This is a genomic window from Affinundibacterium macrobrachii (assembly GCF_014652415.1).
GTDB lineage: Bacteria > Pseudomonadota > Gammaproteobacteria > Burkholderiales > Burkholderiaceae_D > Undibacterium > Undibacterium macrobrachii.
In genome coordinates this window covers 678,649-704,794 of the sequence record NZ_BMYT01000003.1, presented here as the reverse complement: position 1 = coordinate 704,794, position 26,146 = coordinate 678,649, and the positions used below count along the sequence as shown (strand labels likewise).

Sequence of the window (26,146 nt, the reverse complement as noted above, 5' to 3'; positions counted from 1 at the left end):
CAAACATGTCGATTAGTTTTCATAGCGAATGTTTTGTTTGATTGAAGTAACAACCTGATTGGTGACGGTGCCGTTACTTTCTGTATTGCGAATTTGTACCGGATACCAACCTAGGCTAGGCGCCAGCCAGATATCTAATTGCGAGTTGTAAAAGCCGGGCTTTGGCGGTCTTGTAATATGGACGGTTGTTAGTTTTCCTGTTTCTGGTTCGAGCTTACTGTCAATTTCTTCTTCACCAATTACCCGAAACAAAAATGGTGTTGCATCGCGTCCTTCCGCTACTTGGATAGAGAATTCGCGTCCTGCCTCAAGTTGACTTTTGTTCGCAGCCCCAATTGCGGCTAGCTGCATTAAAATACTGGCGGCATCCTGTGCACCATTTTCCATTGGAATACTTTTATTGGAAGATGAAAAACTGATGACTTTATCTTTGTGATTAAAGTGAATGGCTGTCGCCGCACGCGTCCTGCGGATGTCATGACTTACTACTGGCATTAAGCCGTAGATATCGCTATAACCTTCGCTAGTGATCGTCATCAAATTGAGTTTAGTAATTAATAAATTGATGCCAACCTCGATCGAAATTTTGTATTTCTCTATATCTCTTTCCCACGTAAGAGTAGCAACGCCGGTGGTTGGGCTGTCGTTGACTTTGGCGTAAGAAACTTCCATCTGCAATTCTGCAGGTGGTGGGAACTTGAGTGAGAATTCTGGCATCGCTGCACCGTCACTTGGATTCGCAGTAGATTCAGCAATTACTGGTGTTTCGGTAGCCGTAGTGTTTGTTTCGGTCGTACTCGACTCTTGCGGAGGTGGCTCGGCCTTAGTATCTGTTTGTTGATCTAAACTTGGGGCTTCTTTTTTTGTGACTGGTGCTGTTGTCGTGACACTTTTTTTTGCTTTTTCTACGCTTGGTGGCGCGCTTGGTGCTGGTGCTTCTTCAATTGTTTCTGGCCGCAAATAGACGCTCACACTTGCTGGAATATCGGATTCAGACGATGCAGGTGAAACTTTCCAAGAGGCTGACTCTAGTAAGAAAATATGCAGTAAGATGGTCGTCAACAAAAAGAGCCAAGTACTGGGTTTGCTCAGTTGTTGCTTAAAAGGGAAGGGAGATAAATTCTTGCTCATGTCCGTAGTGTAAACCTTCTTGCTTTATCTTGCGACAAGGTGGGTTCATGTTTAGTATCTCTCAAGCTTAGAAATTCAATTTGGTCTGATAGTGGAGGGCGGCAGGGTAAATTCTCCTCGACCTCGATTTCACATTCATTATAGGAGTTGTAGCTATGCAAAATCCCTTTCAACAAACGACAAGTGGCAACATGCACGACCCATTAGCATTTGTGAAAAAACTTTGGGGTGATATGCAACTACCAGGTATGGTAACGCCAACGCTGTCGGTTGATGAGTTAGATAAGCAAATTAAGGATTTAAAAACAGTTGAGTCTTGGTTAACTGTCAACATGAATATGCTAAAAGGCACAATTCAAGCCTTAGAAGTGCAGCGCGCGACGATATCCGCATTGAAGACGATGGGAGAAAGTTTTGCGCAGGCAGGAAGTAGAGCCGAAGCTACGTCTGCATCTAATCATTCGAACAATGCCGCAGTGGATGAGCAGATCAAGCAAGCTTGGCCTATGCACGCAAGTAAGTACGCAAGTAAGACGACTAGTTCGTCTTTTAATCCTTCTGGCTCTACAGCGCCAATATCAGAACCTAGCGTCGAAGAAAATGAAGAGGAAGAATTTGATATTGAAGACGAAGGCACCACTAATTCTAGCGAAACTATAGAAACTATAAAGGCAAGTGCAGACTCGCCAGCAAGCAACGAGGCCAAACCACCCACCGAAAACCCAAGTTCTGGTTTTCACAATCCAGCTGCATGGTGGACTGTGTTGCAAGATCAATTCAAGCAAGCTTTGACGCACGCAATGAAAGATGAAGACGTTTCTCCGGCGCAGACTAGTCACGAAAAAGCCGATAAAACGAATGCAAAAGTGAAAAAAACGACGGACAAGGTAACGCCAACTAAGTCGCCAGCCGCAAGGGCTACTACGAAAAAAACTGTAACTTCGAGCCCTAAAAACGCGTCAATAAAGACACAGAGAAAAGCAACGACCAAGTCGAGTTCGCAATCCAAGGTGCGCCCAGTCGCCAACGTCAAGGCTGCTCCGAAAGCCGCTTCAAAAACAGTTTCTAAAGCGACAGCCAAGAAGATTTAAGTATTGCGCAAGCTGTGTGGTGTCAGCCTGCTTAAATCTTTAGAGGCTGCTGATCAATCATCGATCAGCAGCCAAGCATTAATATCTAAACTCAATATCTAAACTTAATGTCTAAGCTTAATTTCCAAGCGCTTTTTCAATTGCCGCAACCAAGCCCTTGTTCTCAGGCGTTGTTGTGCTGGCGTAAGCAGCCAAGACTTTTCCATTACGGTCGATTAAATATTTGTAGAAATTCCATTTTGGCGTGGTGTTAGTTGCTTTGATGAGTTGTGCATAAAACGGATTAACATCGTCACCGCGTACTGAAGATTTCGCAAACATAGGAAACTTTACGCCGTAAGTATTGAAGCAGAAATCCGCAATTTCCTTACTCGTTCCGGGTTCTTGTTTGCCGAAATCATTCGATGGAAAGCCAAGTACAACCAAGCCACGAGATTGGTATTTTGCATACAGAGCTTCTAATCCCTCGTATTGCTTAGTAAAACCGCAGTAGCTGGCAGTATTAACAACCAATGCAACTTTCCCTTTGAATTGGCACAAATTTTGTGGCGCATCGTCTTGCAAGCGATTGAAGCTATGTTGCAAAATCTCTGGACAGCTATCGGTTTGCGCCTGAGCGACACCAGACATACTAAAAAATAATGCACCGATGAGGACTAGCTTGGATGTGATAGACATAGAGGCTCCTAAAATGTAATTTTGGTATTCTTAATTGGCGTAGGTGCTTGCGCCACACTATGGCAAGACACGTGCATCAATCTCAATTTGATGGAGCATCTTAACGCAATTTTTTTGGTTCTGCTGACTGCGGTAGTTCGCCGTAAAAAGTGGAGCTTGGTTGCTAAGAGTTGCTAATAGTTACTGAGAGTTGCCGAGAATGGCGCAGCCAGTTACAGTGTGAATAATCTTCATTGAGTCAATTTTCGCGTTTCTTAAAGAAGCGCCTCCAGAATGGTTTCGACCTAACAAACAAGAATTAAATCACTATGCCAAGTTTTGAAAATAAATTATGTGAGGTTTCGCAGTTAGCAATTCGAGCGCAGCAATTGCCTCATCCGGTGGTCATGACAAATGGGGTTTTTGATTTATTGCATCGTGGCCACGTCACTTATTTGGCGCAAGCAAGAGCGATGGGCGCATCCTTGATTGTGGCAGTGAACACTGATGCCTCGGTAAAGCGATTGGGTAAAGGTGATGATCGACCTATCAACACTTGCGAAGACAGAATGGCGGTACTGGCAGCGCTCGCGTCGGTTGATTTAGTGGTCGCTTTTGATGAAGATACGGCACTCGAAGCGGTCATACTTGCGCGTCCCGACATTTATGTGAAGGGTGGCGACTACGAGATGCATTCAATCCCGGAAGGCAAGGCGGTGTTAGCTTATGGCGGTCAAGTGGCGGCAATTCAATTTGAACACGACAGATCGACTACCAAAACTTTGCAAAAGATGAGAGCTTCAACATAAGTGATTTGTTTTGAGTAAATTTCTCCTTTAAATGATAACAGGCTCTAGCCACGTCAAAAAATGCAACAAGTAAAAGCTATGTTGGCAGCACTACGTAAAGATTATTTGCGTGACTTGCCTGCGCACATCGACGAAATTGAACAGCTAATATTGCGTTTGGAGCTTGAGGGTTTTCAACTTGCTTTGTGCCAAGAGCTTTATCGACACATTCACAGCTTAAAAGGTAGTGGTGGCACTTATGGCATGCCTTTTATTAGCGATGTATGTCATCCAATGGAAGACTTACTAAGTCACATTATTGAGCATCCGACTGCACTCAATCATGGTTTCATTAGTACCGCTTTGGCGTATATGGATTTGTTACGACGAGCTTGTCTTAGTTACGCCGAATCGACCGAGCCAGATGCCGAGATGCAGCAGATTTTAGTTCAGTTACGGCAATCTGCATTCAATACTCGATATTCGGCTTTAATAGTCGAATCATCCGAGGTCGTGACTAACATGCTACAAGAAGTCTTGCGAGCTGCTGGCTTTCGCATTGAAATTGCGACCGATGGCTATTCCGCTTTAGGCCGTGTGTTAGCGGAACATTTTGATTTGTTGATTACAGGACTAGAGATTCCCCGATTAAACGGACTCGCATTGATTTGCGCATTACAGAAGTCGGGAGGGCGAATTAGTAAAACCAAAACAGTTCTCTTAACGACATCAGACCACCTTGACCCTCATGTGCATGCTGATTGTGTGTTGCGAAAAAATGCTAGTTTAAAAAATGAATTTCGTCGTTGCGTTCGTGGTATGTTCGATAGCGATAAATGAAGGCATAAAATGAAGGCATAGTTGGACATGAAAGTAGGGATTCGAGCAAATGATTGGTTTCTCCGACTATTTTTTTCCATACGTTTCAATTAGCGATGCGATGATATCAAGCGGGACAATCTTATCGACTGCTCCCAGTTTTACTGCCTCTTTCGGCATACCATAGACGACACAGGTTTTTTCATCTTGCGCGATTGTTTCTGCACCTGCATCGTGCATATCTCGCATACCTAATGCGCCATCGTCACCCATGCCAGTCATGATAATCCCCAGCGCATTTTTGCCTGCGCATTTAGCGACGGAGCGAAATAAGACATCGACCGAGGGGCGATGCCGATTCACTGGTGGTGCATCGATAATTTCAACATGATATTGCGCACCGCTGCGTTTGACTTGCATGTGACGCCCACCTGGTGCGACTAGGGCGCGACCTGGGATAACACGGTCGCCATTTTTGGCTTCTAATACTTCCATCTCACAGATTTTGTTAAGACGATCAGCAAATGCCTCAGTAAATTTTTCTGGCATATGCTGAACAATCACGATGCCAGGTGCGGTTCTCGACAATTTTTTTAATACCGCTTCCAGTGCTTGCGTGCCGCCAGTCGAAGTACCAATCGCCACCAACTTATCCGTTGTAACTGCCATTGCGCTAGTTAGGCTTGCGTTTAGTGCAGGCATCACTTCGTCAATTTTGATTTTTGCCGGTGGAATCGATGCGGTGTTGGCGGAAGCTACATTAAGATTGCGGAAAGGGCGTAGATTTGCTCCAGCCGCCGCTTTAACCGCTTGCACAATGTCGCCAGCATCCATTTCTAAAAAGTTTTTTAGACCTGCTTTGGGCTTGGTTACAATCGCTACTGCGCCCGCTGCTAGTGCTTGTACTGATGTTGCTGCACCTTTTTCAGTGAGTGTCGAGCAAATGATCACTGGTGTAGGACGTACCGACATAATCTGCTTGAGAAAGGTAATGCCGTCCATTCTTGGCATCTCCACGTCAAGCACAACGACGTCGGGCCAATTGGAGTTCATTTTGTCCATCGCAAAGATAGGGTCAGGAGCTGAAGCAATTACTTCGATACTGCCATCTTTTGTGAGCAGGGCAGTTAACACTTGTCGAACTACCGCTGAATCATCAACCAGCATGACTTTAATTTTAGCTTTCATTATTCCTTTATCTTTTCAACATGTTTGACCCAGACGTCTCCCGACCACAAGTCAAAAATAATATTTCTATGTCCGACACCACCCAGATGTTCGGACTTAATTTTAAAACCGTATTCTTGTAATAATTGGCGGCCAATTTTCACATTTTGTTCGGACACGGAAAATACCCGCTGATCTTGTCCAGGAAATTGATCGCCACCACCAAAAATTTTTACTTCATAGTCATGCACCGATGTTTTCGATGCTTTGATTTCTTGTAAAAACAAGCGCATAACATCTTCCGCATATTTTCCATCGAGTCCGATATTGTGGGGATTGCGTTTGTTTTTGGGGAGCATGTAGTGACACATGCCGCCGATTCGTTTAATGGGATGCCACATGGTAATCGATACACACGAGCCCAAAATGGTGCGGATTCTGGTTTCGTGATCACCGAAATAAAATTCTCCGGGCTGCAAAAATATGTCGATATAAAAGCTCGGTTCATTCATACAGTATAGATAAGTGTCAATAACAGGCAAAAGCTGTTTAGCCTTAGAACGTCTTCTGATAGATTGAAGGTGCAATTAATTTAAGTGGAGAATCCAAACCATTGAGGGATTCTGAGTGACTGACAATAAAATAACCTCCGGTCCGTAGTTTCGTAGTAATTTTTTCGACTAAGCGTTTTTTCGTATCTTTATCAAAATAGATCATCACGTTACGCAAGAATATCACCTCAAACATTCCTAGTTCGGGCAAGGGTTCGATTAAATTGGCGATACTAAAATGAACACGCTGTCGAATGCTTGAATCAAACAAAAAGAAATCTTCAAATTCGTCGCGCCCCTTCAAACAGTATTTCTTCAGTAGCGGCTTTGGAATTTTGTCTGCCGCTAACATCGGGTAAAGTCCGCGTTGCGCCTTCTCCAGCATGCGCGTTGAGATATCGGTACCGATCACTTCCCAATCACTACCTTGAAAGTATTCAGCCAGCGTCATGGCGATCGTGTAAGCCTCTTCACCACTGGAACTGGCGGCGCTCCAAATTCGTATTTGTTTTTGTCGCTGATATTGTGGGAAGGCGACATTTTTTAAAAAATCAAAATGCTTGGGCTCACGAAAAAAATATGTCTCATTGGTGGTGAGTAAATCAATCGCAACGGTAGTTTCATCTTCATAGCCAGGGCGCCCCAATAAGGCGAAATAATCGCTATAGGATAGTAAATCCCGTTTACGTAAGCGCTTATCCAAGCGCCCCATCACTAATGCTTGTTTACCGTCGTTTAAAGCGATGCCAGTGCGTTCATATAAGAAGCGAGAGATCCATTCAAACTCGTTCTTTTTTAAAGCAACTGGTGCAGCATAGGGAATCGACTTATTGTTCATGCTCCGTCTCTGCAGCATTGTGTGATGAGGTGTCTATTGAATTCCCGAGTGCCAGCATTTCATCTACCGAGAGCACTCGATCTAAATTGAGAACGATGATGAAGCGCCCATCTTTTTTTGCCATGCCGCTGATAAAGTCAGGGCGAATTTTTGCGCCAAAAGATGGTGGTGGTTCAATATCTGTGCTTGTAATTTCAATAACCTCATTGACCGCATCGACCACGACCCCGATACTTTGGGATTCGGATTGATCACTTTGTTCCATCTCGATAATGACAATGCTAGTGCGGCGCGAGATACTGGTTGTGCCGCGATTAAATCGGGCGGTTAAATCCACCACTGGCACGACGCGCCCACGTAAATTGATGACGCCGCGAATAAAGTTCGGCATCATCGGTACTTCTGTTAAATCACCGTACTGAATAATTTCTTTAATGTTTAGAATGCCGAGCGCGAAGACTTCGCCTCCTAAAACAAAGGTAAGAAATTGCCCCGATTCCGAGGATGATTTATCCGTGACATTTGCGAGAGCGCCGTTGTTCACTTTGCTGATTGCATTCATAGCGATCTCCTAAAACCTTTCAAACTTCGCTTCGTCCACGCTTGAACTACCAAAGTGGGGGCGTGCCCGCTTGGGTGTAGAGCGAACAACACTACGTTCGTTGTTGGAGACTGGTCCTGCAGATTTTTGCGCTTGCCCAACGTGGAAGAAACTCACCAAATCAATTAATTGCTCTGCTTGACTAGTCATCTCTTCCGCAGTTGCCGCTAACTCTTCACTGGATGAAGCATTTTGTTGTGTGATTTGGTTCATCTGATTCATTGCGGTGTTAATTTGACCAACACCAGCGGACTGTTCCTGCGAGGCAGCTGCAATTTCCTGCACCAGATCAGAAGTGCGTCCAATACCTGGAACAATTTCATCGATTAAATCGCCAGCACGTTCCGCCGTTTTGACACTGCCACTGGCTAAATCACCAATTTCTTTTGCGGCAATTTGGCTGCGTTCTGCCAATTTTCGTACTTCAGCAGCAACTACGGCGAAGCCTTTGCCATGTTCACCAGCACGCGCTGCTTCAATTGCGGCATTCAGCGCGAGCATATTGGTTTGGTAAGCAATGTCATCGATGATGCCGATTTTCGAGGCGATTTCTTTCATCGCTGAGACAGTTTGTTTAACTGCATCACCGCCTTCAATGGCTTCTTTCGATGCTTTACCTGCGATGCCATCGGTCACTTTGGCATTTTCGGCGTTTTGGTTAATTCCAGCCGCCATTTGTTCTATGCTTGCACTGGTTTCTTCGACACTGGCCGCTTGTTCGCTGGCTGCTTGTGATAGGGCTTGAGAAGTGGCGCTTACTTGTTCAGATGCATTCGATAATGCATCGGTCGCATTGCGTACTTCGCCGACGATGGTGGCTAGTTTTTCGCAGGCGGTATTCGCATCTTCCTTAACTTGGTTGAACATACCTGGGGCATCGCGCGTGATACGCTGACCGAGATCACCGCTGGCGAGACCGCCAAAAATGCGGGCGATGTCTTCGATCGTTTGTGTTAGTTTTTCACTGGCAGAGTTGGCATTTCTCTTAACATCGTCAAACATGCCTGAGTAATCACGATCAATGCGTTGTGATAAATCGCCTTCGGCAAATGACTCTAACACGCGGCTAACATCGTCGAAAATAACCGACGTGGTTTCCATTAAGGAGTTAACTCCAGAACACAGCGATAGAATAGGACCAGATTTTCCATCTAAAGGAATGCGTTGGCTCAGATCACCATCCTTAGCGGCAGAAGTGACTTGCTGTGCTTGTTCGACCGCCTCTTTCAACATGTTCGCTGCGTTAATTTGATCGGTCACATCGGTGGCAATTTTGACGATCTTAAAAATGCGCCCCATTTCATCTTTAACTGGTGCATAAACTGCTTGTATCCAGACTTCTTTACGTGATTTGGTAACGCGTTTGAAGACATTTTTCTGCGGCTTGCCTGCATTGAGATCTAGCCAAAATTGCGTATATTCTGGCAAATTTGCTTGTGCAGAATCCATAAAGGTTCGATGGTGTCTACCTCTAATTTCTTCTAATTGGTACTCCATCAAAGACAGAAAATTTTTGTTTGCCTGAAGTACGTTACCGCCAAGATCAAATTCGATATAACCATAAGACTCGTCGATTGCATCCAACACGCCTTTGGCATTTTGACGTTCGAGTTCTTGTACCGTGATGTCGTAACGCACGCCGAGATATTTTGTCGGCTTACCGTTTTCACCTAGAAACGGTGCGATCACCGCATCGACATAGTAAGGCGAGCCATCTTTGGCGCGATTTTTAATCACGCCGCGAAATGTACCACCACGACCAATCGTCGACCAAACTTGCTTAAAAGTTTCTTTCGGCATATCGGGGTGACGCGTGGTGTTATGCGGTCTTCCGATGAGTTCTGAACGACTATATTTCGATACTTCGGTGAATTTATCGTTGACGGTAACGATGTCGCCTTTGAGGTCGGAAAATGACACGATACTGGTGAGATCCATAATATCGGATCGCACTTTTAACTCTTGCGCCATTTCGGCCATTTGTTTTCGTAACGCAGCGAGCTCTGCAGCTTGCGCCTCTAATTGCGCGCCACTAACCAGCTTTGAAATCCAAGATGTCTTGACTTGACTCATTTCATTTCCCCTTATTGGTATGAGCGTTTCTCACGAAATTCGATTTGGGTTTACTACTAATGTTCGGAAAATCTAATTAGTGAAGACCAGTGTCAATGGATGTTAAGCGGAGATGCCTTACAAGAATTGGCTGGTCAGTTTACTATCTGTTGCTATTGTTTGGCATTGCAAGCAAGCGTTTCTGTTCCATTCTTGAGTAGTGCTGCGTCATGCTAGCCACACTGAGAATCAGTGCGACTTCACCACTACCTAAGATGGTTGAGCCGCCTATTCCTTGCAAGTGTCCAAACAGCTTGCCTAAGGGTTTAATCACGGTTTGGAATTCACCCATCAGACGATCCACTACGAGGCCGGTTTTATTGGCACCAGAACTGATCACCACTACATTTTGACGACGTGGCTCGGCACCATCAATTTCAAACATTTTGCGTAAGCGAATAAATGGCAAAACTTCACCACGTAAATCCATGTAATCTTGGTCTTCGCACTCTTTCGGTAATTCCACGCATTCGACCACTTGATCGAGAGGAATAACAAAAGAGGATTTACCGACTCCCACCAAAAAGCCGTCAATAATCGCTAAGGTTAAAGGCATGCGGATGCGCATGGTCGCGCCAATTCCAGCTTCGCTGTCGATCTCGATACTGCCGCGTAACGAGGTAACGTTGCGTTTGACGACGTCCATGCCAACACCACGGCCTGAGAGGTTAGAAACCTGATCCGCAGTGGAAAATCCGGGTTCAAAAATCAGTGCATAAATTTCTTTATCGCTTAATCCGGTACCGTCAGCGATCAAGCCCTTTTCGATGGCTTTTGCGAGAATCTTGTCGCGATTTAAACCACCGCCATCGTCGCTTACTTCAATCACGATACTGCCAGACTCATGATACGCATTGAGTCGTAAAGTACCTTGCGCAGGTTTGCCGCGCGCAACCCTGATGGCAGCCGATTCGATTCCATGATCCATCGAATTGCGCACCAAATGCATTAGTGGATCACCGATCTTATCAACGACTGATTTATCGACTTCGGTATCTCCACCAGAAATCTCCAACATGATGTCTTTTCCGAGTTCAATACTTACGTCGCGAACAACCCGTTGGAAACGACTAAACGTAGTACCAATTGGAACCATGCGTAATTGCAAGGCACTATCACGCACCTCTTCGACTAAGCGCATGACTTCACTGGTTGCCTCAGATAGGGCGATGTCATTTGCTTTGCTAGCGCGTAAATTTGCGCCAGCGCCAGCGATGACTAATTCACCGACTAAATCAATCAACTTATCTAGACGTTCTGCATCGACACGAATATTTTGTTTTTCTTTTGCTTTGGTATCTTTAACTTTTTGTTGCTTGTGTAAAGCCGCGTTTAATATCGGCTCTTGTAGCATTTCTTGCTTGACGAGAATTTCACCAATCGGTGCGTCAGGAGTGTCGCTACGCGTTAGCTTTTGACGTTTCTTTTGTAAGCTTAAACATTCGTCCAATTCATGTTTTGTTAGAACACCGCTCTTGATCAAAATTTCGCCGAGCAATTCATCATCGTCCGGAAGATTATTAATGATGTCGATATATTCATCGATTTTGCTGCGTGGTGGAACTATGCGAATAACACTATCATCACGCACAAATTCAAAAACATTTTCAATCGCTTCTTTTGAGGCATTGCTTTTTAAGACGACTTCAAAACCGAGGTAGCAACTCTCAGCATCCATTTGTTCTAGATGTGGAATATTGTCGGTGATGGTAATCAAATTGATGACATCGCCTAAGGTACTGAGATAGCGGATAAACGACAGCGGGTCCATGCCGTTACGCAGGCAGTCTTGTCCAAAACGTAGCGATAGATACCAATTACCGGAATCGACCACACCTCCACCAGAAGTGTGTGGATGATGGTCGTCTTGATGTGTAATGACTTCCGAGCTCGAGTCCGGTGGCGTGCCGTTAATAAATTGTCGCAACTGCTCGTGCAGTATTTTTCCGGTATCGCGTTGTTCGTCGGTTTCTTCCATTTGTCCTGCAGCGATGCCATCAATCAAACTACTGATGTGATCACGACATGGTAATAGTACAGCGATTAGCGCAGAGGAGATGGCAAGTTCTTCGTCGCGCAGCATGTCGAGTAAGCTCTCAACTACGTGGGTGAAATGAACGATGTGATCTAATCCGAATAGCCCAGCCGAGCCTTTGATGGTATGCGCTGCACGAAAAATCGCACCAATCGCATCTTGCGGATTATCGTCGTGCTCTAAACCTAATAAGCCATCTTCCATGTCTTGGAGCAATTCGCGGCTTTCTACGACAAAGGTATCAAGCGCCGCCTTCATTTCATCTTCAAAACTCATACGGAATCTCCTGCTATTTAGCTAGGTAAGAATGACTTGATCACCAAAACTTGCGGTTAAGTTACACATTTCAAGAATCTCTAATACCGCTTTGCTGTGCATGGTGTAGTGCAACTTCTTGTTACGTCGCAGCGCTTCTTGCTTCATTAAAATCAGAATCTGCAATCCTGCGCTATCTAGTTCGGAAACCTGCGACAAATTCAGTTCTAATTCATCGTCAGATTCAAGAAAATTTTGCAGTTGCAATTTTTCAGTGGCGGCAGTGTAGATCGTTAGCTCGCCAGAAATGGCATGAGAATTCACAGGCCACCTTTTACGGTAAGATCAACTTGGAAACTGCCGCCAGCATTTGCGCTGGTTGAAAGGGTTTGACCACCCAAGCCTTAGCACCAGCCGCTTGTCCTTGAAGTTTCTTACCTTCTTGAGATTCCGTGGTGAGCATAATGATGGGTGTGAACTTATACATAGGAAGTTTTTTCACTTCTTGAACAAAAGTGATGCCATCCATATTTGGCATATTGACGTCAGAAATAATTAAATGCACTTTCTGACCTTTGAGTTTACCTAAGGCGTCTTTGCCGTCGATGCCCTCAATCACTTCGTAACCAGCGCCGCGCAACGCTAATCCAACCACTTGTCTAACAGATGCGGAATCATCAACGACCATCACTGTTTTTGCCATGTTATCCCTCGATTATTAATTGTTTGCAGAATTAGCTAACGAACGTGTAGCGACACCGATACCGAAAATTGTCTTATGTGCTGAAAAGCAGGCAATTGTCGTGTTGATGCTGTTAAGCCCAGACGTGGTAATGCCTTGCAGATGTGTGATGTAAGTGTTGGAATAATCTGGGTCATCGCATTAGAACCTCAGGGCTACTATCACAAAGAGGAAATCAACTATCCTAGTTTAAGCAATCTTTGACGCTGGATTTGACTTGCTAATCTACTCAATAACGCAAGCCATGAAAACTGCTACATTCTTTACCAAATTTGATTAAGTAAAATGCTTTTTGTTGCTTTGTAGATATAGCTTAGCATGCTTCAATATGAACTTGTAGCCTTTGTCACCGGTTATCTAGTTGTTTTTTTTGCGAAGTTTTAAATATCTTTAAATCCATGTTTGACGTGTATTTTTATGTGTGCAAAAACGCGTAAAAACGAATGACTAGGGACGGTGCAAATGCGTGTTTGGCTCTAGTAATCTAGTGCAATTTGGAGAGTGTGAATGACTTGTTAGCGTTGCGGTGTGATACTTATGTGATTGTCAGCCCTTTACATGTAAAGGGCTGACAATATGGATTGATGTGAATTAAATAAAGCTGTTGTATTCACGCTATAAGAAATGAAAATACCTGATTTTTGTATCAAGTGCCGCCAATAAATCCATTTTGGCGCCAAGCTTCGTACACAACAATTGCGACTGTGTTTGATAGATTCAGACTGCGATTATCTGGGCGCATCGGCAATCTGATTCTTTGTGTCGTAGGAAAAGATTCGCGCAGTTCTTTGGCTAATCCGCGCGTTTCTGCGCCAAATACAAAATAATCACCTGCTTGAAAAGCGAGCGTGGAAAAAGTGGATGAGCCATGGGTGGTCATGGCGAACATGCGATCGCTTGCTGGATGTTCGCTCGCAATAAACGCATCCCAGTTTTTATGGACTTTCATTTGCGCGTATTCGTGATAATCCAAACCGGCACGTTTCAATTTGCTGTCTTCTAATGGAAAACCAAGTGGTTCAATTAAATGCAGTTGTACTCCTGCATTTGCACACAAGCGAATAATATTCCCCGTATTTGGTGGAATTTCTGGTTCGACTAATACGACATTAAACAAAACATTTCCTTTAATTTATACGATAACTGATACGACACAAACTGTGTGCACATGTCGCCACATAGCACATATATGAGATCGATTTATGCAATCGGAATCTCCAATCTAAATCGGCGCCAAAATTATATTGCGCATGATAGCGCAAACTAGTGCTAAAAGAGCTGGCTTGTTCTTTCCCGATTTGAACTTATCGCTTAGTCGCGATTGGTTCGAGCAAAAACATAATTTGAAACTCGTGCTGCGCCATAGCGTTTGAGTAATTTTGCTATCTCGTTCAAGGTCGTTCCGGTCGTCATCACATCATCAACTAGTCCAAAGTGCTGTCCTTCAATCAAATGCATTAGTCGCGGATTGATGGCAAAAGCGTGTTGAACATTTTGATAGCGTTCATCTGGATGTAAGCGACTTTGCTGTTGGGTGTCTTTAATTCGCCAAAGAAGTTGTGCTTGAAGTGGAATCGCTAACTGTGTGCTAAGAGGGCGTGCGATTTCCAAAGCTTGATTAAAGCCGCGCGTGCGTAATCTTTGTGGACTGAGCGGCACAGGACAAATGATGGCAGCGAGATTATATTGTGTATTGAGCGGATGTTTGATTCTGTCGTGCAGTTGCTGCGCGATGATGCTGGCGTAGGATAAATTACCTGCAAATTTTAAGCCGAGAACGATGCTATCTATCGGCGCGAGATAATCTGTGCAGGCGATAGTTGTATCAAAGTGGGGTGGACTTTTAAGGCAGCGGCCACAGATTTTCGCTTTTTGATCGACTATTGGTATTGCGCAGATACTGCAGCGATGTTGTTGGTCGTTGATGAAGTCTTCTTGACACGCTGAACATATCCCAGTTTTTGATGCGGTTTTGCAAAGTGCGCAGTATGTCGGCAAAAAATAATGGAGATAGTTTTGCATCGATAGTCCTTACTTCTCTCAGTCAGATTTTGTTTGAACGGTTAAACTGCTGGAATTGATCAATTACTATAGTCCCATCATCAAGTTACGTGTTAACTTGTTATGCTATTTTAAAAATTATGCTTAGTGCTCCTATCGATCTGTCCGAAGTTCGCCGTTTGTTCTCAAAGCCAAAGTTGCTTCAAGATTCTGTTTTTTTGCGCAGAGAAGTTGCGCAAAGAATGCATGAAAAGCTTGATTTAATAAAAATTGAGTCCAAACGTGTGTTAGACGCTGGTTGTGGTGAAGGGATGGATTTGCCAACGCTGAGCCAACGCTTTCAGCAGGCGCAGTCGGTTCTCGGTGTTGATGCTTCTTGGCAGATGCTGAGTGAATCAGAATTCGCAAATAGCGATGTCGCGGGCGGTCTTAAAAAAATGCTTGGTCGTTTGTTTTCTAGCAAACAAGGCCAATATGCCCGACCACTACTTGCTTGCAGCGATTTTGCGAACTTGGCTTTGCAGAGCGCTAGTATTGACGTTTTGTGGTCGAATCTAGCAATCCAATGGCACCCACAACCGGATTTGGTGTTGAAAGAATGGTTTCGAGTGCTAGCGCGCAATGGAATCGTCATTTTTTCTAGTTTTGGTCCTGATACTTTTGTCGAATTGAAGCAAGCTTTTGCGGAGGTCGATGACTATCCACATACGCTTCCATTTGTCGACATGCATGATTTCGGTGACATGTTGGTTGCAGCAGGATTTGCTACCCCTGTAATGGATGTCGAACGTATTACACTGCGCTATCAAGATGTGCAAAAAATGTTAAGCGATGTGCGTGCTCTAGGCGGGAATCCCTTGTCGAATCGTCGTCGGGGTCTAATGAGTCAATCAGCGATGGCATCGCTGCGTTCTGCGTTGGAAAAAAAGCGCGGAAGTGATGGCCGCATACCACTGACAATCGAAGTGGTGTTTGGTCACGCCTTTAAACCTGTTCCCACTAAGCTGGCTAGTGGCGAATCGATTATTCGCTTTGATGCCTTAAAAAAGTAAAAGTATTTCAGCAAGTTTTATTGCCAATGAAACAGATTGGCCTACGAGATTTCCTAGTAAAAATCAAGATTGTCAATATGATTTTGCGCAGCTGAACCATGATTTCTTCTTGATATAGCTCAGCTTTACGCTTTATACTCTCGCAGTTGTGGAAGTTGTCAGTATTTTCCTTTGGCAATTTCTGTTGAAAATTCTAATAGGTTTTTGGGGAAATCATGAAACATGCTATGCGATTAAAGTCGAGAACGCTTGGCGCCTCCTTGGTGCTCGGTGCTTCGCTTTTGGCTGCTGGGATGCCAGCTTGGGCCGTTAAAGATAGCCCAGGTGGTCCTGCCGTCAAGCAGTTGAATCTGGCAACACCCGTGACACAAATCGCGGAGCAGATCTATTCCATCCATAACCTCATGCTCTACATCTGCTTGGCAATTTTTGTCGCAGTGTTTGGTGTGATGTTTTATTCCATTCTGAAACATCGTAAGTCTTTGGGCCACAAGCCAGCGACTTTCCATGAAAGTACGACCGTTGAAATTTTGTGGACTATCGTGCCATTTTTCATTGTTATCGGGATGGCATTGCCAGCAACAAAAACAGTGGTGGCAATGAAAGATACGTCGAATGCAGATTTGACGATCAAAGCAACCGGTATGCAATGGAAATGGGGTTACGACTACCTCAAAGGTGAAGGCGAAGGGATTTCATTCTTGTCTACCTTGGCTACTCCACGCACGCAAGTCGGTGCGCCAGGCTTGGCTCCTACAGAGGCTCGTGGCGTTAATTATTTGTTGGAAGTCGATAACGAAGTCGTTGTTCCAGTGAATAAGAAGATTCGTATCATCACGACCGCAAACGATGTGATTCACGGCTGGACAATTCCTGCTTTCGGCGTTAAGCAAGACGCGATTCCAGGTTTCGTTCGTGACACTTGGTTCAAAGCAGAAAAAATTGGCGTGTATCGCGGTCAATGCGTTGAATTGTGCGGTAAAGAACACGCTTTCATGCCTATCGTCGTGCGCGTTGTCTCTGACGCAGATTACACAGCTTGGGTTGATGCCAAGAAAAAAGAAATGGCTGCGAAAGCAGATGATCCAAGCAAAGTTTGGACTGTAGATGAATTGAAACAACGCGGTGAAAGCGTTTACACAGCAAACTGTGTGGCTTGCCATCAAGCGAATGGTAAAGGTGTTCCAGGTGCATTCGCCGCTTTGGATGGTTCTGCGATGGTAAATGGTCCAAAAGCTGATCAAATCAACATCTTGTTGAATGGTAAGGCTGGTATGCCTGCATGGAAAGCTACATTGTCTGATACAGAAATTGCTGCGGTAATTACTTATACCCGTAATAGCTGGTCGAATAAGGCAGCAGAAAATATCGTCCAGCCAGCCGAAGTTTTGGCTGCGCGTAAGTAATTGAACAGGAGATAGAGATGAGTAATACAGTAGCTGATCACGCACACGATCACTCTCATGGTCACAACGACCACGCCCATGATCATCATGATCACCCACATGGCTGGCGCCGTTATTTATTTGCGACGAATCATAAAGACATCGGTAACTTGTACTTGTGGTTTGCGTTCTCAATGTTAATGCTGGGCGGCGTTATGGCGCTTGGTATTCGTAGTGAATTGTTCCAACCAGGTTTGCAATTAATGCAACCAGAGTTTTTCAATCAGTTGACCACGATGCATGGTTTGATCATGGTTTTCGGTGCGATTATGCCGGCATTCGTTGGTTTCGCTAACTGGATGATTCCTTTGCAAATCGGTGCATCTGATATGGCATTTGCCCGTATGAATAACTTCTCATTCTGGTTAATGCCCCCTGCAGCATTGTTGTTGGCTGGTTCTTTCTTTGTTCCAGGTGGCGCGACCGCTGCTGGTTGGACTTTGTATGCACCATTGTCGACACAAATGGGTCCTGGTATGGACTTAGCGATTTTTGCTGTGCACATCATGGGTGCCTCTTCCATCATGGGCTCCATCAATATCATCACAACGATTTTGAACATGCGCGCTCCTGGCATGACTTTGATGAAGATGCCAATGTTCTGCTGGACTTGGTTGATCACTGCGTATTTGTTGATTGCAGTTATGCCAGTATTGGCAGGCGCAATTACCATGACTTTGACAGATCGTCATTTCGGTACTTCATTCTTTAATGCTGCTGGCGGCGGTGATCCAGTCATGTACCAACACATTTTCTGGTTCTTCGGACACCCAGAGGTGTACATCATGATTTTGCCAGCGTTTGGTATCGTTTCTCAAATCATTCCAGCATTTGCACGTAAGCCTTTGTTCGGTTATGCATCTATGGTTTATGCAACTGCTTCTATCGCGATTTTGTCTTTCATCGTTTGGGCGCATCACATGTTTACAACTGGTATGCCGGTCACCGCACAGTTGTTCTTCATGTACGCAACGATGTTGATTTCTATCCCAACAGGCGTGAAAGTATTTAACTGGATCGCAACGATGTGGAAAGGTTCGATGACTTTCGAAACGCCTATGTTGTTTGCGGTTGGTTTCATTTTCGTATTTACGATGGGTGGCTTTACTGGTTTGATTTTGGCGGTTACTCCAATCGATATTCAGTTGCAAGATACTTACTATGTTGTGGCGCATTTCCACTATGTTTTGGTAGCGGGTTCTTTGTTTGCTTTATTCGCTGGTTACTACTACTGGGGACCAAAGTGGACAGGTTTCATGTACAACGAAACACGCGGTAAGATCCATTTCTGGATGTCTTTAATTACTTTCAACATCACCTTCTTCCCAATGCATTTCTTGGGTCTGGCAGGTATGCCACGTCGTTATGCTGACTATCCAGCGCAATTTGCAGATTTCAATTTGATCGCTTCTGTTGGTGCCTTTGGTTTTGGTTTGATGCAGGTTTACTTCATTTTGTTCGTGGTGATTCCATCGATCAAAGGTGGTAAGCCAGCTGACGCAAAACCATGGGAAGGTGCAGAAGGTTTGGAATGGACAGTACCAAGTCCTGCGCCTTTCCATACCTTTGAAGAACCACCAGTCGTTAAGTAAATAATGGAATACAGCCCCAACTTAGATTGGGGCTGTTTGAAAAATGAAAAACCAAAATAAAAGTAATCTGAAAACTGCTTTGATACTTGCGTCAGTAGTTTTAGTGTTTTTTATTGGCGTGTTCGCAAAACAGACTTTCTTGCGTTAAGACTACATCGGAATTTGCATGTCTGAAGATTTGAAGCAAAGCGTTTCGAAAGAAACGAACGAAGATCAGGTTGTGACTAAGAAATTGAATTTCTTGATGTTGAAGAAATTAGTGGTCATTGCAATCATGATGTTTGGTTTTGGCTATGCTCTGATTCCGATTTATAAGCAGATTTGTGAGATCACTGGCATCAATATTTTGACGCCAAAAGATATTTCTGCTGATGCGGTTGTCAATTCGCAAGTCGATAAAACTCGCTTAATCACCATTGAATTTGATGCAAATACACAAGGACCTTGGCGTTTTCGTCCAACGGTTTCTAGTTTGCAAGTGCATCCAGGTGAAATGGCACAAGTCGTTTACGAAGTTGTGAATAAGCAGTCTTATAAGATGGATGCGCAAGCAATCCCAAGTTACGCGCCGCAACAAGCAGCAAACTTCTTCAAGAAAATGGAGTGTTTTTGTTTTCAGCAGCAAACTTTAGAAGCAAATGAAGCACGCCAAATGCCAGTTTCGTTTTTTATTGACCCTGCGTTGCCGAAAGAAGTAAAGACGATTACTTTGTCTTATACGTTTTTTGAAGTTGGTTTAAAGCCTACTGCTGACAAAACAGGATCATAATATTTGGTCTAGTCGATCTAAAATAGATCAAATAAAGGTGTGCAAATATGGATGACTTGAAGCAAGCAACAAAACGTAAGGCATCATTTTTAGCAACAATGAAAGCGGTGTTGTGGTCTTTTTTTGGGATACGTAAAAAGAGCGCTTATGAACAGGATGCAGCACAGTTGAATCCCGTTCATGTGATTATTGCAGGATTGATAGGCGCGGCTATTTTTATCACGATCTTAGTTTTTATCGTGAAGCAAGTCGTCGCAAAATAAAGAAATTAGTTAATATTAGTCAATAATTCAGTTTAGAAAATTGTATCGGGAGATGGAAATGAGTTCTCACAACGCTAACGCACCTTACTACTTCGTGCCTGGACTTTCACAGTGGCCAGTCTTGGGTGCTACTACTTTGTTGTTAACGATGATAGGCGCATCTGCATGGGTCAATGGTGTGACTTGGGGTGCCTATTTGAATATGGCAGGCATCTTTTTGACCTTGGTCGTACTTTATAAATGGTTTGGCGATGCGATTGCTGAATCTGAAGGCGGAAAATACAGCGCGCGTATTGACGTATCTTTCCGTTGGAGTATGAGTTGGTTTATCTTTTCTGAAGTGATGTTCTTCGGTGCATTCTTCGGTGCTTTGTTTTATGCACGTAGTATTACGATGCCATGGTTAGCCGATTTGGATCACAAAGTATTGTGGCCAGATTTCTCTGCACAATGGGGTGGTGTTGGTCCAGCTGGAACTGTAGAAGCATTTAAGACTATGGGACCATTTCCAATCCCAACGATTAATACGGCTTTGTTGTTAGCATCTGGCGTGACTTTGACGATTTCTCATCACGCGATTCGTGAAGGCGTGCGCGCAAAAGCAGCGTTCTGGTTGTTCGCAACAATTTTGTTGGGTGCTGTTTTCATGGGCTTCCAAGTTTATGAATATATGCATGCTTACAATGATTTGAATTTGAAATTGACATCAGGTATTTACGGTTCGACTTTCTTCATGTTGACTGGTTTCCATGGTTTCCATGTCACGATGGGTGCGATTATGTTGTCTGTCGTCCTGTATCGTTTGATGAAAGGCCACTTTACTGCCGAGAATCATTTCGCGTTTGAAGGCGCAGCTTGGTACTGGCACTTTGTTGACGTTGTTTGGCTGGGCTTGTACGTTGTTGTGTACTGGTTGTAAGCGCCAGAAGTTAGCTATTTAGTTGAAGAAAAAGCCGCACTCAGTGCGGCTTTTTCTCATTTGTTGGCATCCTTGATGTCACTTAGTGGTAAATCAACGTATCCCTGTTGGTTGTATTAAGCCGTAGTGATTGGCGATTAAAATCAAGATGAATAAGCTAACAGAGAAGCCAACCCGAAATGCTAAAGCTCTGACAGTTCGATTACTCCTTCCCTTATCTTTCATGAGATAAACTAAAGCAGAGGCTAAGCTAAATAGAATGAGTACAAAGGCGAGTGCAACCAGAATTTTCATGTTAATCACTTTTTTCGCAAAAGAGCTATTGTAATGCTTAAGTCGAAGTTGATTCGTATATTACCCCTGCTTGCAACGGCAATCGTGTGTGCTATCGGTATTTCATTGGGAAATTGGCAAACACGAAGAGCAGAAGAAAAAGACGCAATTGCTACACTGATTCAAGCACAGTTACAGCAAGCTCCGAAAGTGCTTGTGCAGGCAGCAGATTTTGATCAGTTAAAAGCATTTCAAAAAGTAAAATTGCGCGGTCAATTCGTAAGAGATTGGCCACTCTATTTGGATAATCGTCCTCTATACGGCGTCGCCGGATTCTATGTGCTCATGCCGTTTAAGATTGAGGGCAGTGATCGCTACGTTTTGGTAGCACGCGGTTGGCTTCAACGCAATCCAGTAGAACGGACTAAAATACCGCCTTTGTTAACGGATAATGGCCTTATCGAAATTGAAGGCGTCGTGCGAGATCAACTAGATCGCACCATGCAGCTCGGTAAATCTGAAACTTTAAAGCCAGGAAGTATAGTCCAGCACCTTCCTTTGGATGAGCTCAGCAAATTAACTGGCTTTTCCATTTTTGATAAAGTGTTAGAGCAGACTTCGAACGCGAGCGACAGTTTGGTGCGTGATTGGCCTAAGCCTTCGGCTGGTGCAGACAAACATCGAGCTTATGCATTTCAATGGTATGGCTTAGCCTTGATGGCGGCTATCTTTTTTGTAGTTACAGGAATTCGTCGTGGAAAAAATAGAAAATAAAAAAACTGCAGGGCGTTGGAAATTGTTGGCAGTGTTGGCAGTATGCGCCTCACCTTTGATCGCCTCTTATTTTACTTATTACGTCATTAAACCAGGTCCCAAAAATAACTACGGCACCTTAATTGATCCGCGTCAGTATCCTATGCCGTCTTTGAACCTGATTGATCAAGATGGCAAAGTTACGGAGCTAAGTAGCTTAAAAGGTAAGTGGTTAATGCTGCAAATCGACGAGGCGAGTTGTGCCGAAGCCTGTCAACGCAAATTACTCGAAATGCGCCAATTACGATTAGCGCAAGGGAAGGGAATGGATCGCATTGAACGAGTGTGGTTAATTACCGATTCGCAGGCTGTGCCGGAACAATTAAAGCCCGGTATTGCTGGCACACATATGTTGCGTGGGGATAAAAACAAATTGGAGAAATGGCTACCAACAGAGAATGGCACTAGCTTGCAAGATCATATCTATTTGGTTGATCCATTGGGCAATCTGATGATGCGTTATCCCAAAGATGCAGATCCCAACAAGATCAAAAAAGACTTGATCAAATTATTGAAAGCCTCGGCGATAGGTTGAACTAAACATGCTGATTCAACTTGCTATTATCGGAATATTGTTCGCGGTGATTCCGCTGGCAGTGGTGCTGTTTTCTAAAGAACAGAATAAATACAAGAAGCTGATCGCAGTTACCTTGTTTTTGACCTTTGATCTCATTATTTTTGGTGCTTTTACGCGTTTAACTGACTCTGGCTTAGGTTGCCCAGATTGGCCTGGGTGTTACGGAGAGGCCAATCCTTTCCAAGCACATAGTGAGATTAAAGCGGCTGAAAACCTATTGCCCACCGGACCAGTCACAGTTGCGAAAGCATGGGTAGAGATGATACATCGCTATCTTGCGATGAGCGTTGGATTCTTGATTATGCTGCAAATGGGGATTGCTTGGTGGAAGCGTAAGACGCGTCCTTTTTCGCCATGGTTGGCGACCAGCTTATTTGTTTTAGTCGGCATTCAAGGTGCTTTCGGCGCCTGGACAGTCACCATGAAGTTGCAGCCGATTATCGTGACGATACATTTGATTCTTGCCTTGATCATTTTGTCGCTGTTGGTCTGGGCATGGCAGCGCGAATCGCCGCGAACTACTACTAAATACTCTTTAAAACTCCGCAATTTATTACCGTTAGCCTTTATTGTTTTATTGATGCAAGTAGCACTTGGCGGCTGGGTGAGCACCAATTACGCGGCTTTAGCCTGCCATGACTATCCCTTATGTAATGGTGAAGTTGTGCCGCAACTTGATTTTGAACATGCCTACGTATTGTGGCGAGAATTGGGACGCACTGGAAGTGGTGACTTTCTGCCATTTTCTGCATTGATTACTATTCATTGGGTACATCGAACCTTTGCTTGGGTGGTGTTTGCTTTGTTAGCTTATGTCGCCTATCTCGGTAGAAAGCATGCCGATACCAAAACCTTATCAAACGGTGTTTTGGCGGTTTTGCTGATGCAATTGATAACAGGTGTAGCGACAATTTACTTTTCTTGGCCTTTGGCTATCGCTGTTTTGCATAATGCGGGTGCGGCGCTGCTTGTGCTGCTATTGAGCATGTTAAACTATCGGGTTCGCTCCAGTGTTGCTAATGAATCCTAATTGCCTCCAATGACAACTCAAAGTACCTTGTTAAATCGTTTTTCTCAATACGTGGCACTAACTAAGCCACGAGTAACGCAGTTGGCCGTTTTTTGTGCGGTAATTGGCATGTTCTTGGCGACACCTAGCTTGCCAGACTGGCGCATCGTGCTTGCCGCCACAATTGGGATTTGGTTATTGGCAGGTGCCGCTTTTGCGGTGAATTGCTTGGTTGAACGCGAGATTGATGCACGTATGGCACGCACTGCGCGTCGCCCAAGTGCGCAAGGCGAGATGAGCACCAAACAGATCTTGGCATTTTCGTTTTTGATTGGCGGTGCGGGCATGTGGATATTGTATGCCTTGGTCAATCCACTGACGATGTGGCTCACTTTCGTTACCTTTGTTGGTTACGCCGTAATCTATACAATTATCTTGAAGCCAGCTACACCGCAAAACATTGTCATCGGTGGCTTATCTGGGGCGATGCCGCCAGCCTTAGGATGGGCCGCGATCGCCAACGAAGTGCCGATGCAAGCATGGTTGTTAGTGCTGATTATTTTCGTATGGACGCCGCCGCATTTTTGGGCGCTGGCGATGTATCGCCGCGATGATTATGCAAAATCTGGCTTGCCTATGCTGCCAATCACGCATGGACCTGAATTTACACGTTTCCACATTTGGCTCTATACCATCGCCTTATTCGCGACTACTTTGCTGCCGTATGCGGTCAAGATGAGTGGCATGATTTATTTGATTAGCGCAGTGATTTTGGGGATAGGGTTTTTATGGTACGCGTGGCGTATCTATCGTCACTATGATGATGTGTTGGCGCGTAAAACCTTTACGTTTTCCATCGTCTATCTCTCATTATTGTTTGCTGCATTGTTGGTCGATCATTACATTAAATTCTGATATGAAAACTCTTTCTATACGTTCTGTTTGGAGTCGAATTGCCTTCTTCGGTTTTGCGCTCGCGACTGGTTTGATACTGAGTGCATGCAGTAAACAGGAAGAAAAATTTTTAAATACAGATTTGACAGGACTTTCTTATGCAAAAGATTTTGCATTGATTGATCAAAATGGGCAGCCGCGCACCTTGGCTGATTTCAAAGGTAAAGCTGTCGTCTTCTTCTTTGGTTATACCCAGTGTCCAGACGTTTGTCCGACAACGATGTTTGAAATGACTAAGGTGATGACGCAACTGGGGCCATTGGCCGAACGCGTGCAAGTTTTGTTTGTCACTGTAGATCCTGAGCGAGACACACAAGATTTGTTGGCAGCGTATGTTCCTAATTTTGATAAGCGTTTTTTAGGGCTTTATGGCAATGCGGAAGCAACCGCTAAAGTCGCAAAAGAATTTAAAGTCTTCTATCAAAAGAGCCCAGGCAAAACGCCAGAAAGTTATACGATGGATCATACTGCAGCGAGTTATGTATTTGATCCACAAGGTCGGATTCGTTTGTATATTCAATATGGACAAAAGCCTGAAGCGATTGTGCATGATTTGAAGCTTCTCTTGAAATAAAATAGTTGGTATTGAAGAAGCAGAAAAAACAAAAGGCACTCAATTGAGTGCCTTTTGTTTTATTAGATTTAGCTAAGAATTTAACTGAGCATAACAGAGCAAACTGAGCAGCTTGCGCCAGACAACTGCTTAAGTGTAATCGCTGAGGGCAGTTTTCATCTTCTTTAATGCCGCAGTTTCGATTTGGCGAATGCGTTCAGCAGAAACGCCATATTCATCCGCTAATTCATGCAGAGTTGCGCCTGAGCCATCATCATTTTGCAACCAACGCGATTCGATGATGCGACGTGAACGTGGATCAAGTTTCGCTAATGCAGTCTCTAAGCCTTCACCTTGTAAGCGATCATATTGTTGTGCTTCGATCACATTGCTTGGCTCACCAGCGTCGGTTTTTAAATACGCGATTGGCGCAAATTTTTCGTCTTCATCATCGCTAGAGCCATCGAGTGCAACATCGCGACCTGATAGACGCATTTCCATCTCAATGACGTCTTCACGTTTGACATCGAGTTTGCTCGCTAAATGATCGATTTGAGAAGGCGTCATAGAATCCAAGCCTTCTTTATTTGAACGCAGATTGAAGAACAATTTACGCTGCGCTTTTGTTGTTGCTACTTTCACTAAGCGCCAGTTCTTCAAAATGTATTCATGCATTTCAGCCTTAATCCAATGCATCGCGTAAGAGACCAAACGCACGCCTTGATCTGGATCGAAGCGTTTAACCGCTTTCATTAGGCCAATATTGCCTTCTTGGATTAAGTCCGCATGTGGCAAACCATAACCTAAATAGCCGCGCGCAATGGAGACGACCAGACGTAAATGCGACATAACTAATTGTTGCGCAGCATTTAAGTCGTTATGTAATTTTAATTTAGTAGCAAGATTGGTTTCTTCTTCTTGCGTCAACATAGGTAAACGATTGACCGCAGAGATATAGGCATCAATATTGCCCAATGTACCGGTAAACCCCAGTGCTAAAGCGGTGCTATCCGAAGAACGCAAAATGCCTTGTGCTGATGTTTGTGTCATGTTTCCTCCTGATATCAAATCAGATTGTATCTTTAGAGCCGTACCAAAAATTTTTCTGGCACCTTCAAGTTCTAATATTAGCACTCAAT

Annotated in this window: 29 protein-coding genes; 15 read left to right on the top strand and 14 right to left on the bottom strand. The window is 44.2% G+C overall.

All coding sequences use genetic code 11. The features are described 5' to 3' along the window. Positions 1–12: 12 nt before the first annotated feature. A complete protein-coding gene (locus IE103_RS11950; RefSeq protein ID WP_189346318.1) occupies positions 13–1,131 on the bottom strand; it encodes a DUF3108 domain-containing protein in 1,119 nt (372 codons plus the stop codon). Positions 1,132–1,286: 155 nt separating this feature from the next. Between IE103_RS11950 and IE103_RS11945 the strand changes: the two genes are divergently transcribed. Then, positions 1,287–2,222, top strand: a complete 936-nt coding sequence (locus IE103_RS11945; RefSeq protein WP_189346317.1) for a PhaM family polyhydroxyalkanoate granule multifunctional regulatory protein — start codon at positions 1,287–1,289, stop codon at positions 2,220–2,222. Between the two features lie 117 nt (positions 2,223–2,339). Here IE103_RS11945 and IE103_RS11940 read toward each other — a convergent pair whose 3' ends face one another. Next, positions 2,340–2,852 (bottom strand): glutathione peroxidase, encoded by a 513-nt coding sequence (locus tag IE103_RS11940; protein WP_229827259.1) that lies wholly within the window; start codon positions 2,850–2,852, stop codon positions 2,340–2,342. 356 nt (positions 2,853–3,208) lie between these two features. Here IE103_RS11940 and rfaE2 point away from each other — a divergent pair, with 356 nt between their 5' ends. After that, positions 3,209–3,688: a D-glycero-beta-D-manno-heptose 1-phosphate adenylyltransferase gene (gene rfaE2, locus IE103_RS11935; RefSeq protein ID WP_189346315.1), complete on the top strand. Its 480-nt coding sequence runs from the start codon at positions 3,209–3,211 to the stop codon at positions 3,686–3,688. A gap of 60 nt (positions 3,689–3,748) precedes the next feature. Then, the gene (locus IE103_RS11930; protein WP_189346314.1) at positions 3,749–4,507 is read left to right on the top strand and encodes a response regulator; all 759 of its coding nucleotides are present in this window, start codon (positions 3,749–3,751) and stop codon (positions 4,505–4,507) included. A 66-nt stretch (positions 4,508–4,573) separates the two neighbouring features. Here the strand turns inward: IE103_RS11930 and IE103_RS11925 are convergent, their stop codons facing one another. From IE103_RS11925 to IE103_RS11880, 10 genes are all read right to left on the bottom strand, one after another. Continuing rightward, positions 4,574–5,674 (bottom strand): protein-glutamate methylesterase/protein-glutamine glutaminase, encoded by a 1,101-nt coding sequence (locus IE103_RS11925; protein WP_229827244.1) that lies wholly within the window; start codon positions 5,672–5,674, stop codon positions 4,574–4,576. Continuing rightward, complete coding sequence (locus IE103_RS11920; protein ID WP_229827243.1) at positions 5,674–6,054, bottom strand: chemotaxis protein CheD; 381 nt, start codon at positions 6,052–6,054, stop codon at positions 5,674–5,676. The genes IE103_RS11925 and IE103_RS11920 overlap by 1 nt, the downstream gene beginning before the upstream one ends. Before the next feature lie 154 nt (positions 6,055–6,208). Continuing rightward, positions 6,209–7,042, bottom strand: coding sequence for a CheR family methyltransferase (locus IE103_RS11915; RefSeq protein ID WP_189346312.1), 834 nt, complete (start codon positions 7,040–7,042; stop codon positions 6,209–6,211). Further along, the gene (locus IE103_RS11910) at positions 7,032–7,604 is read right to left on the bottom strand and encodes a chemotaxis protein CheW (protein WP_189346311.1); all 573 of its coding nucleotides are present in this window, start codon (positions 7,602–7,604) and stop codon (positions 7,032–7,034) included. The genes IE103_RS11915 and IE103_RS11910 overlap by 11 nt, the downstream gene beginning before the upstream one ends. A gap of 9 nt (positions 7,605–7,613) precedes the next feature. After that, complete coding sequence (locus tag IE103_RS11905; RefSeq protein ID WP_189346310.1) at positions 7,614–9,716, bottom strand: methyl-accepting chemotaxis protein; 2,103 nt, start codon at positions 9,714–9,716, stop codon at positions 7,614–7,616. A 142-nt stretch (positions 9,717–9,858) separates the two neighbouring features. Continuing rightward, a complete protein-coding gene (locus IE103_RS11900) occupies positions 9,859–12,066 on the bottom strand; it encodes a chemotaxis protein CheA (protein WP_189346309.1) in 2,208 nt (735 codons plus the stop codon). A 21-nt stretch (positions 12,067–12,087) separates the two neighbouring features. Further along, on the bottom strand, positions 12,088–12,369 hold the full coding sequence (locus IE103_RS11895) for an STAS domain-containing protein (protein ID WP_189346308.1): 282 nt from the start codon (positions 12,367–12,369) through the stop codon (positions 12,088–12,090). Positions 12,370–12,379: 10 nt separating this feature from the next. Next, entirely contained in the window at positions 12,380–12,748 is a 369-nt protein-coding gene (locus IE103_RS11890) for a response regulator (RefSeq protein ID WP_189346307.1), read from the bottom strand. A gap of 685 nt (positions 12,749–13,433) precedes the next feature. Then, positions 13,434–13,904: a tRNA (uridine(34)/cytosine(34)/5-carboxymethylaminomethyluridine(34)-2'-O)-methyltransferase TrmL gene (gene trmL / locus IE103_RS11885; protein ID WP_189346306.1), complete on the bottom strand. Its 471-nt coding sequence runs from the start codon at positions 13,902–13,904 to the stop codon at positions 13,434–13,436. Positions 13,905–14,098: 194 nt separating this feature from the next. After that, a complete protein-coding gene (locus tag IE103_RS11880; protein WP_189346305.1) occupies positions 14,099–14,809 on the bottom strand; it encodes a ComF family protein in 711 nt (236 codons plus the stop codon). Between the two features lie 221 nt (positions 14,810–15,030). Between IE103_RS11880 and IE103_RS11875 the strand changes: the two genes are divergently transcribed. From IE103_RS11875 to IE103_RS11850, 7 genes are all read left to right on the top strand, one after another. After that, on the top strand, positions 15,031–15,840 hold the full coding sequence (locus IE103_RS11875) for a methyltransferase domain-containing protein (RefSeq protein ID WP_229827242.1): 810 nt from the start codon (positions 15,031–15,033) through the stop codon (positions 15,838–15,840). 215 nt (positions 15,841–16,055) lie between these two features. Continuing rightward, complete coding sequence (gene coxB / locus IE103_RS11870) at positions 16,056–17,246, top strand: cytochrome c oxidase subunit II (RefSeq protein WP_189346303.1); 1,191 nt, start codon at positions 16,056–16,058, stop codon at positions 17,244–17,246. Between the two features lie 17 nt (positions 17,247–17,263). Then, positions 17,264–18,877 (top strand): cytochrome c oxidase subunit I, encoded by a 1,614-nt coding sequence (ctaD, locus tag IE103_RS11865; RefSeq protein ID WP_189346302.1) that lies wholly within the window; start codon positions 17,264–17,266, stop codon positions 18,875–18,877. Between the two features lie 43 nt (positions 18,878–18,920). Further along, positions 18,921–19,025 carry a cytochrome oxidase small assembly protein gene (locus IE103_RS18430; RefSeq protein WP_229827241.1) on the top strand — a complete coding sequence of 35 codons (105 nt, stop codon included), beginning with the start codon at positions 18,921–18,923 and terminating at the stop codon, positions 19,023–19,025. 18 nt (positions 19,026–19,043) lie between these two features. Next, positions 19,044–19,646, top strand: a complete 603-nt coding sequence (locus IE103_RS11860) for a cytochrome c oxidase assembly protein (RefSeq protein ID WP_189346301.1) — start codon at positions 19,044–19,046, stop codon at positions 19,644–19,646. Positions 19,647–19,693: 47 nt separating this feature from the next. Then, positions 19,694–19,909 (top strand): DUF2970 domain-containing protein, encoded by a 216-nt coding sequence (locus IE103_RS11855; RefSeq protein WP_189346300.1) that lies wholly within the window; start codon positions 19,694–19,696, stop codon positions 19,907–19,909. 58 nt (positions 19,910–19,967) lie between these two features. Next, positions 19,968–20,828 carry a cytochrome c oxidase subunit 3 gene (locus IE103_RS11850; protein ID WP_189346299.1) on the top strand — a complete coding sequence of 287 codons (861 nt, stop codon included), beginning with the start codon at positions 19,968–19,970 and terminating at the stop codon, positions 20,826–20,828. 93 nt (positions 20,829–20,921) lie between these two features. Here the strand turns inward: IE103_RS11850 and IE103_RS11845 are convergent, their stop codons facing one another. Further along, the gene (locus tag IE103_RS11845; RefSeq protein WP_189346298.1) at positions 20,922–21,122 is read right to left on the bottom strand and encodes a twin transmembrane helix small protein; all 201 of its coding nucleotides are present in this window, start codon (positions 21,120–21,122) and stop codon (positions 20,922–20,924) included. Between the two features lie 33 nt (positions 21,123–21,155). Here IE103_RS11845 and IE103_RS11840 point away from each other — a divergent pair, with 33 nt between their 5' ends. The 5 genes from IE103_RS11840 to IE103_RS11820 are packed head-to-tail and all read left to right on the top strand — an operon-like array spanning position 21,156 to position 25,028. Further along, complete coding sequence (locus IE103_RS11840) at positions 21,156–21,875, top strand: SURF1 family protein (RefSeq protein ID WP_189346297.1); 720 nt, start codon at positions 21,156–21,158, stop codon at positions 21,873–21,875. After that, on the top strand, positions 21,865–22,449 hold the full coding sequence (locus IE103_RS11835; RefSeq protein WP_189346378.1) for an SCO family protein: 585 nt from the start codon (positions 21,865–21,867) through the stop codon (positions 22,447–22,449). Before IE103_RS11840 ends, IE103_RS11835 begins: the two co-directional genes overlap by 11 nt. A 7-nt stretch (positions 22,450–22,456) precedes the next feature. Next, positions 22,457–23,521, top strand: coding sequence for a COX15/CtaA family protein (locus IE103_RS11830; RefSeq protein ID WP_189346296.1), 1,065 nt, complete (start codon positions 22,457–22,459; stop codon positions 23,519–23,521). 9 nt (positions 23,522–23,530) lie between these two features. Continuing rightward, the gene (gene cyoE, locus IE103_RS11825; RefSeq protein ID WP_189346295.1) at positions 23,531–24,415 is read left to right on the top strand and encodes a heme o synthase; all 885 of its coding nucleotides are present in this window, start codon (positions 23,531–23,533) and stop codon (positions 24,413–24,415) included. 1 nt (position 24,416) lies between these two features. Next, on the top strand, positions 24,417–25,028 hold the full coding sequence (locus tag IE103_RS11820) for an SCO family protein (protein ID WP_189346294.1): 612 nt from the start codon (positions 24,417–24,419) through the stop codon (positions 25,026–25,028). A gap of 129 nt (positions 25,029–25,157) precedes the next feature. Here the strand turns inward: IE103_RS11820 and rpoH are convergent, their stop codons facing one another. After that, positions 25,158–26,057 (bottom strand): RNA polymerase sigma factor RpoH, encoded by a 900-nt coding sequence (rpoH, locus tag IE103_RS11815; RefSeq protein WP_189346293.1) that lies wholly within the window; start codon positions 26,055–26,057, stop codon positions 25,158–25,160. Positions 26,058–26,146 lie beyond the last annotated feature (89 nt).

Coding starts and splice junctions, on each gene's coding strand:
- IE103_RS11845 (WP_189346298.1), bottom strand. CDS start 21,122: ATGAAAATTCTGGTTGCACTCGCCTTTGTACTCATTCTATTTAGCTTA.
- IE103_RS11820 (WP_189346294.1), top strand. CDS start 24,417: ATGAAAACTCTTTCTATACGTTCTGTTTGGAGTCGAATTGCCTTCTTC.
- IE103_RS11880 (WP_189346305.1), bottom strand. CDS start 14,809: ATGCAAAACTATCTCCATTATTTTTTGCCGACATACTGCGCACTTTGC.
- IE103_RS11930 (WP_189346314.1), top strand. CDS start 3,749: ATGCAACAAGTAAAAGCTATGTTGGCAGCACTACGTAAAGATTATTTG.
- IE103_RS11920 (WP_229827243.1), bottom strand. CDS start 6,054: ATGTGGCATCCCATTAAACGAATCGGCGGCATGTGTCACTACATGCTC.
- cyoE (WP_189346295.1), top strand. CDS start 23,531: ATGACAACTCAAAGTACCTTGTTAAATCGTTTTTCTCAATACGTGGCA.
- rfaE2 (WP_189346315.1), top strand. CDS start 3,209: ATGCCAAGTTTTGAAAATAAATTATGTGAGGTTTCGCAGTTAGCAATT.
- IE103_RS11840 (WP_189346297.1), top strand. CDS start 21,156: ATGCTTAAGTCGAAGTTGATTCGTATATTACCCCTGCTTGCAACGGCA.
- ctaD (WP_189346302.1), top strand. CDS start 17,264: ATGAGTAATACAGTAGCTGATCACGCACACGATCACTCTCATGGTCAC.
- IE103_RS11940 (WP_229827259.1), bottom strand. CDS start 2,852: ATGTCTGGTGTCGCTCAGGCGCAAACCGATAGCTGTCCAGAGATTTTG.
- IE103_RS18430 (WP_229827241.1), top strand. CDS start 18,921: ATGAAAAACCAAAATAAAAGTAATCTGAAAACTGCTTTGATACTTGCG.
- IE103_RS11925 (WP_229827244.1), bottom strand. CDS start 5,674: ATGAAAGCTAAAATTAAAGTCATGCTGGTTGATGATTCAGCGGTAGTT.
- IE103_RS11905 (WP_189346310.1), bottom strand. CDS start 9,716: ATGAGTCAAGTCAAGACATCTTGGATTTCAAAGCTGGTTAGTGGCGCG.
- IE103_RS11915 (WP_189346312.1), bottom strand. CDS start 7,042: ATGAACAATAAGTCGATTCCCTATGCTGCACCAGTTGCTTTAAAAAAG.
- IE103_RS11850 (WP_189346299.1), top strand. CDS start 19,968: ATGAGTTCTCACAACGCTAACGCACCTTACTACTTCGTGCCTGGACTT.
- IE103_RS11945 (WP_189346317.1), top strand. CDS start 1,287: ATGCAAAATCCCTTTCAACAAACGACAAGTGGCAACATGCACGACCCA.
- IE103_RS11950 (WP_189346318.1), bottom strand. CDS start 1,131: ATGAGCAAGAATTTATCTCCCTTCCCTTTTAAGCAACAACTGAGCAAA.
- rpoH (WP_189346293.1), bottom strand. CDS start 26,057: ATGACACAAACATCAGCACAAGGCATTTTGCGTTCTTCGGATAGCACC.
- IE103_RS11860 (WP_189346301.1), top strand. CDS start 19,044: ATGTCTGAAGATTTGAAGCAAAGCGTTTCGAAAGAAACGAACGAAGAT.
- IE103_RS11875 (WP_229827242.1), top strand. CDS start 15,031: ATGCATGAAAAGCTTGATTTAATAAAAATTGAGTCCAAACGTGTGTTA.
- coxB (WP_189346303.1), top strand. CDS start 16,056: ATGAAACATGCTATGCGATTAAAGTCGAGAACGCTTGGCGCCTCCTTG.
- IE103_RS11890 (WP_189346307.1), bottom strand. CDS start 12,748: ATGGCAAAAACAGTGATGGTCGTTGATGATTCCGCATCTGTTAGACAA.
- IE103_RS11900 (WP_189346309.1), bottom strand. CDS start 12,066: ATGAGTTTTGAAGATGAAATGAAGGCGGCGCTTGATACCTTTGTCGTA.
- IE103_RS11830 (WP_189346296.1), top strand. CDS start 22,457: ATGCTGATTCAACTTGCTATTATCGGAATATTGTTCGCGGTGATTCCG.
- IE103_RS11910 (WP_189346311.1), bottom strand. CDS start 7,604: ATGAATGCAATCAGCAAAGTGAACAACGGCGCTCTCGCAAATGTCACG.
- IE103_RS11855 (WP_189346300.1), top strand. CDS start 19,694: ATGGATGACTTGAAGCAAGCAACAAAACGTAAGGCATCATTTTTAGCA.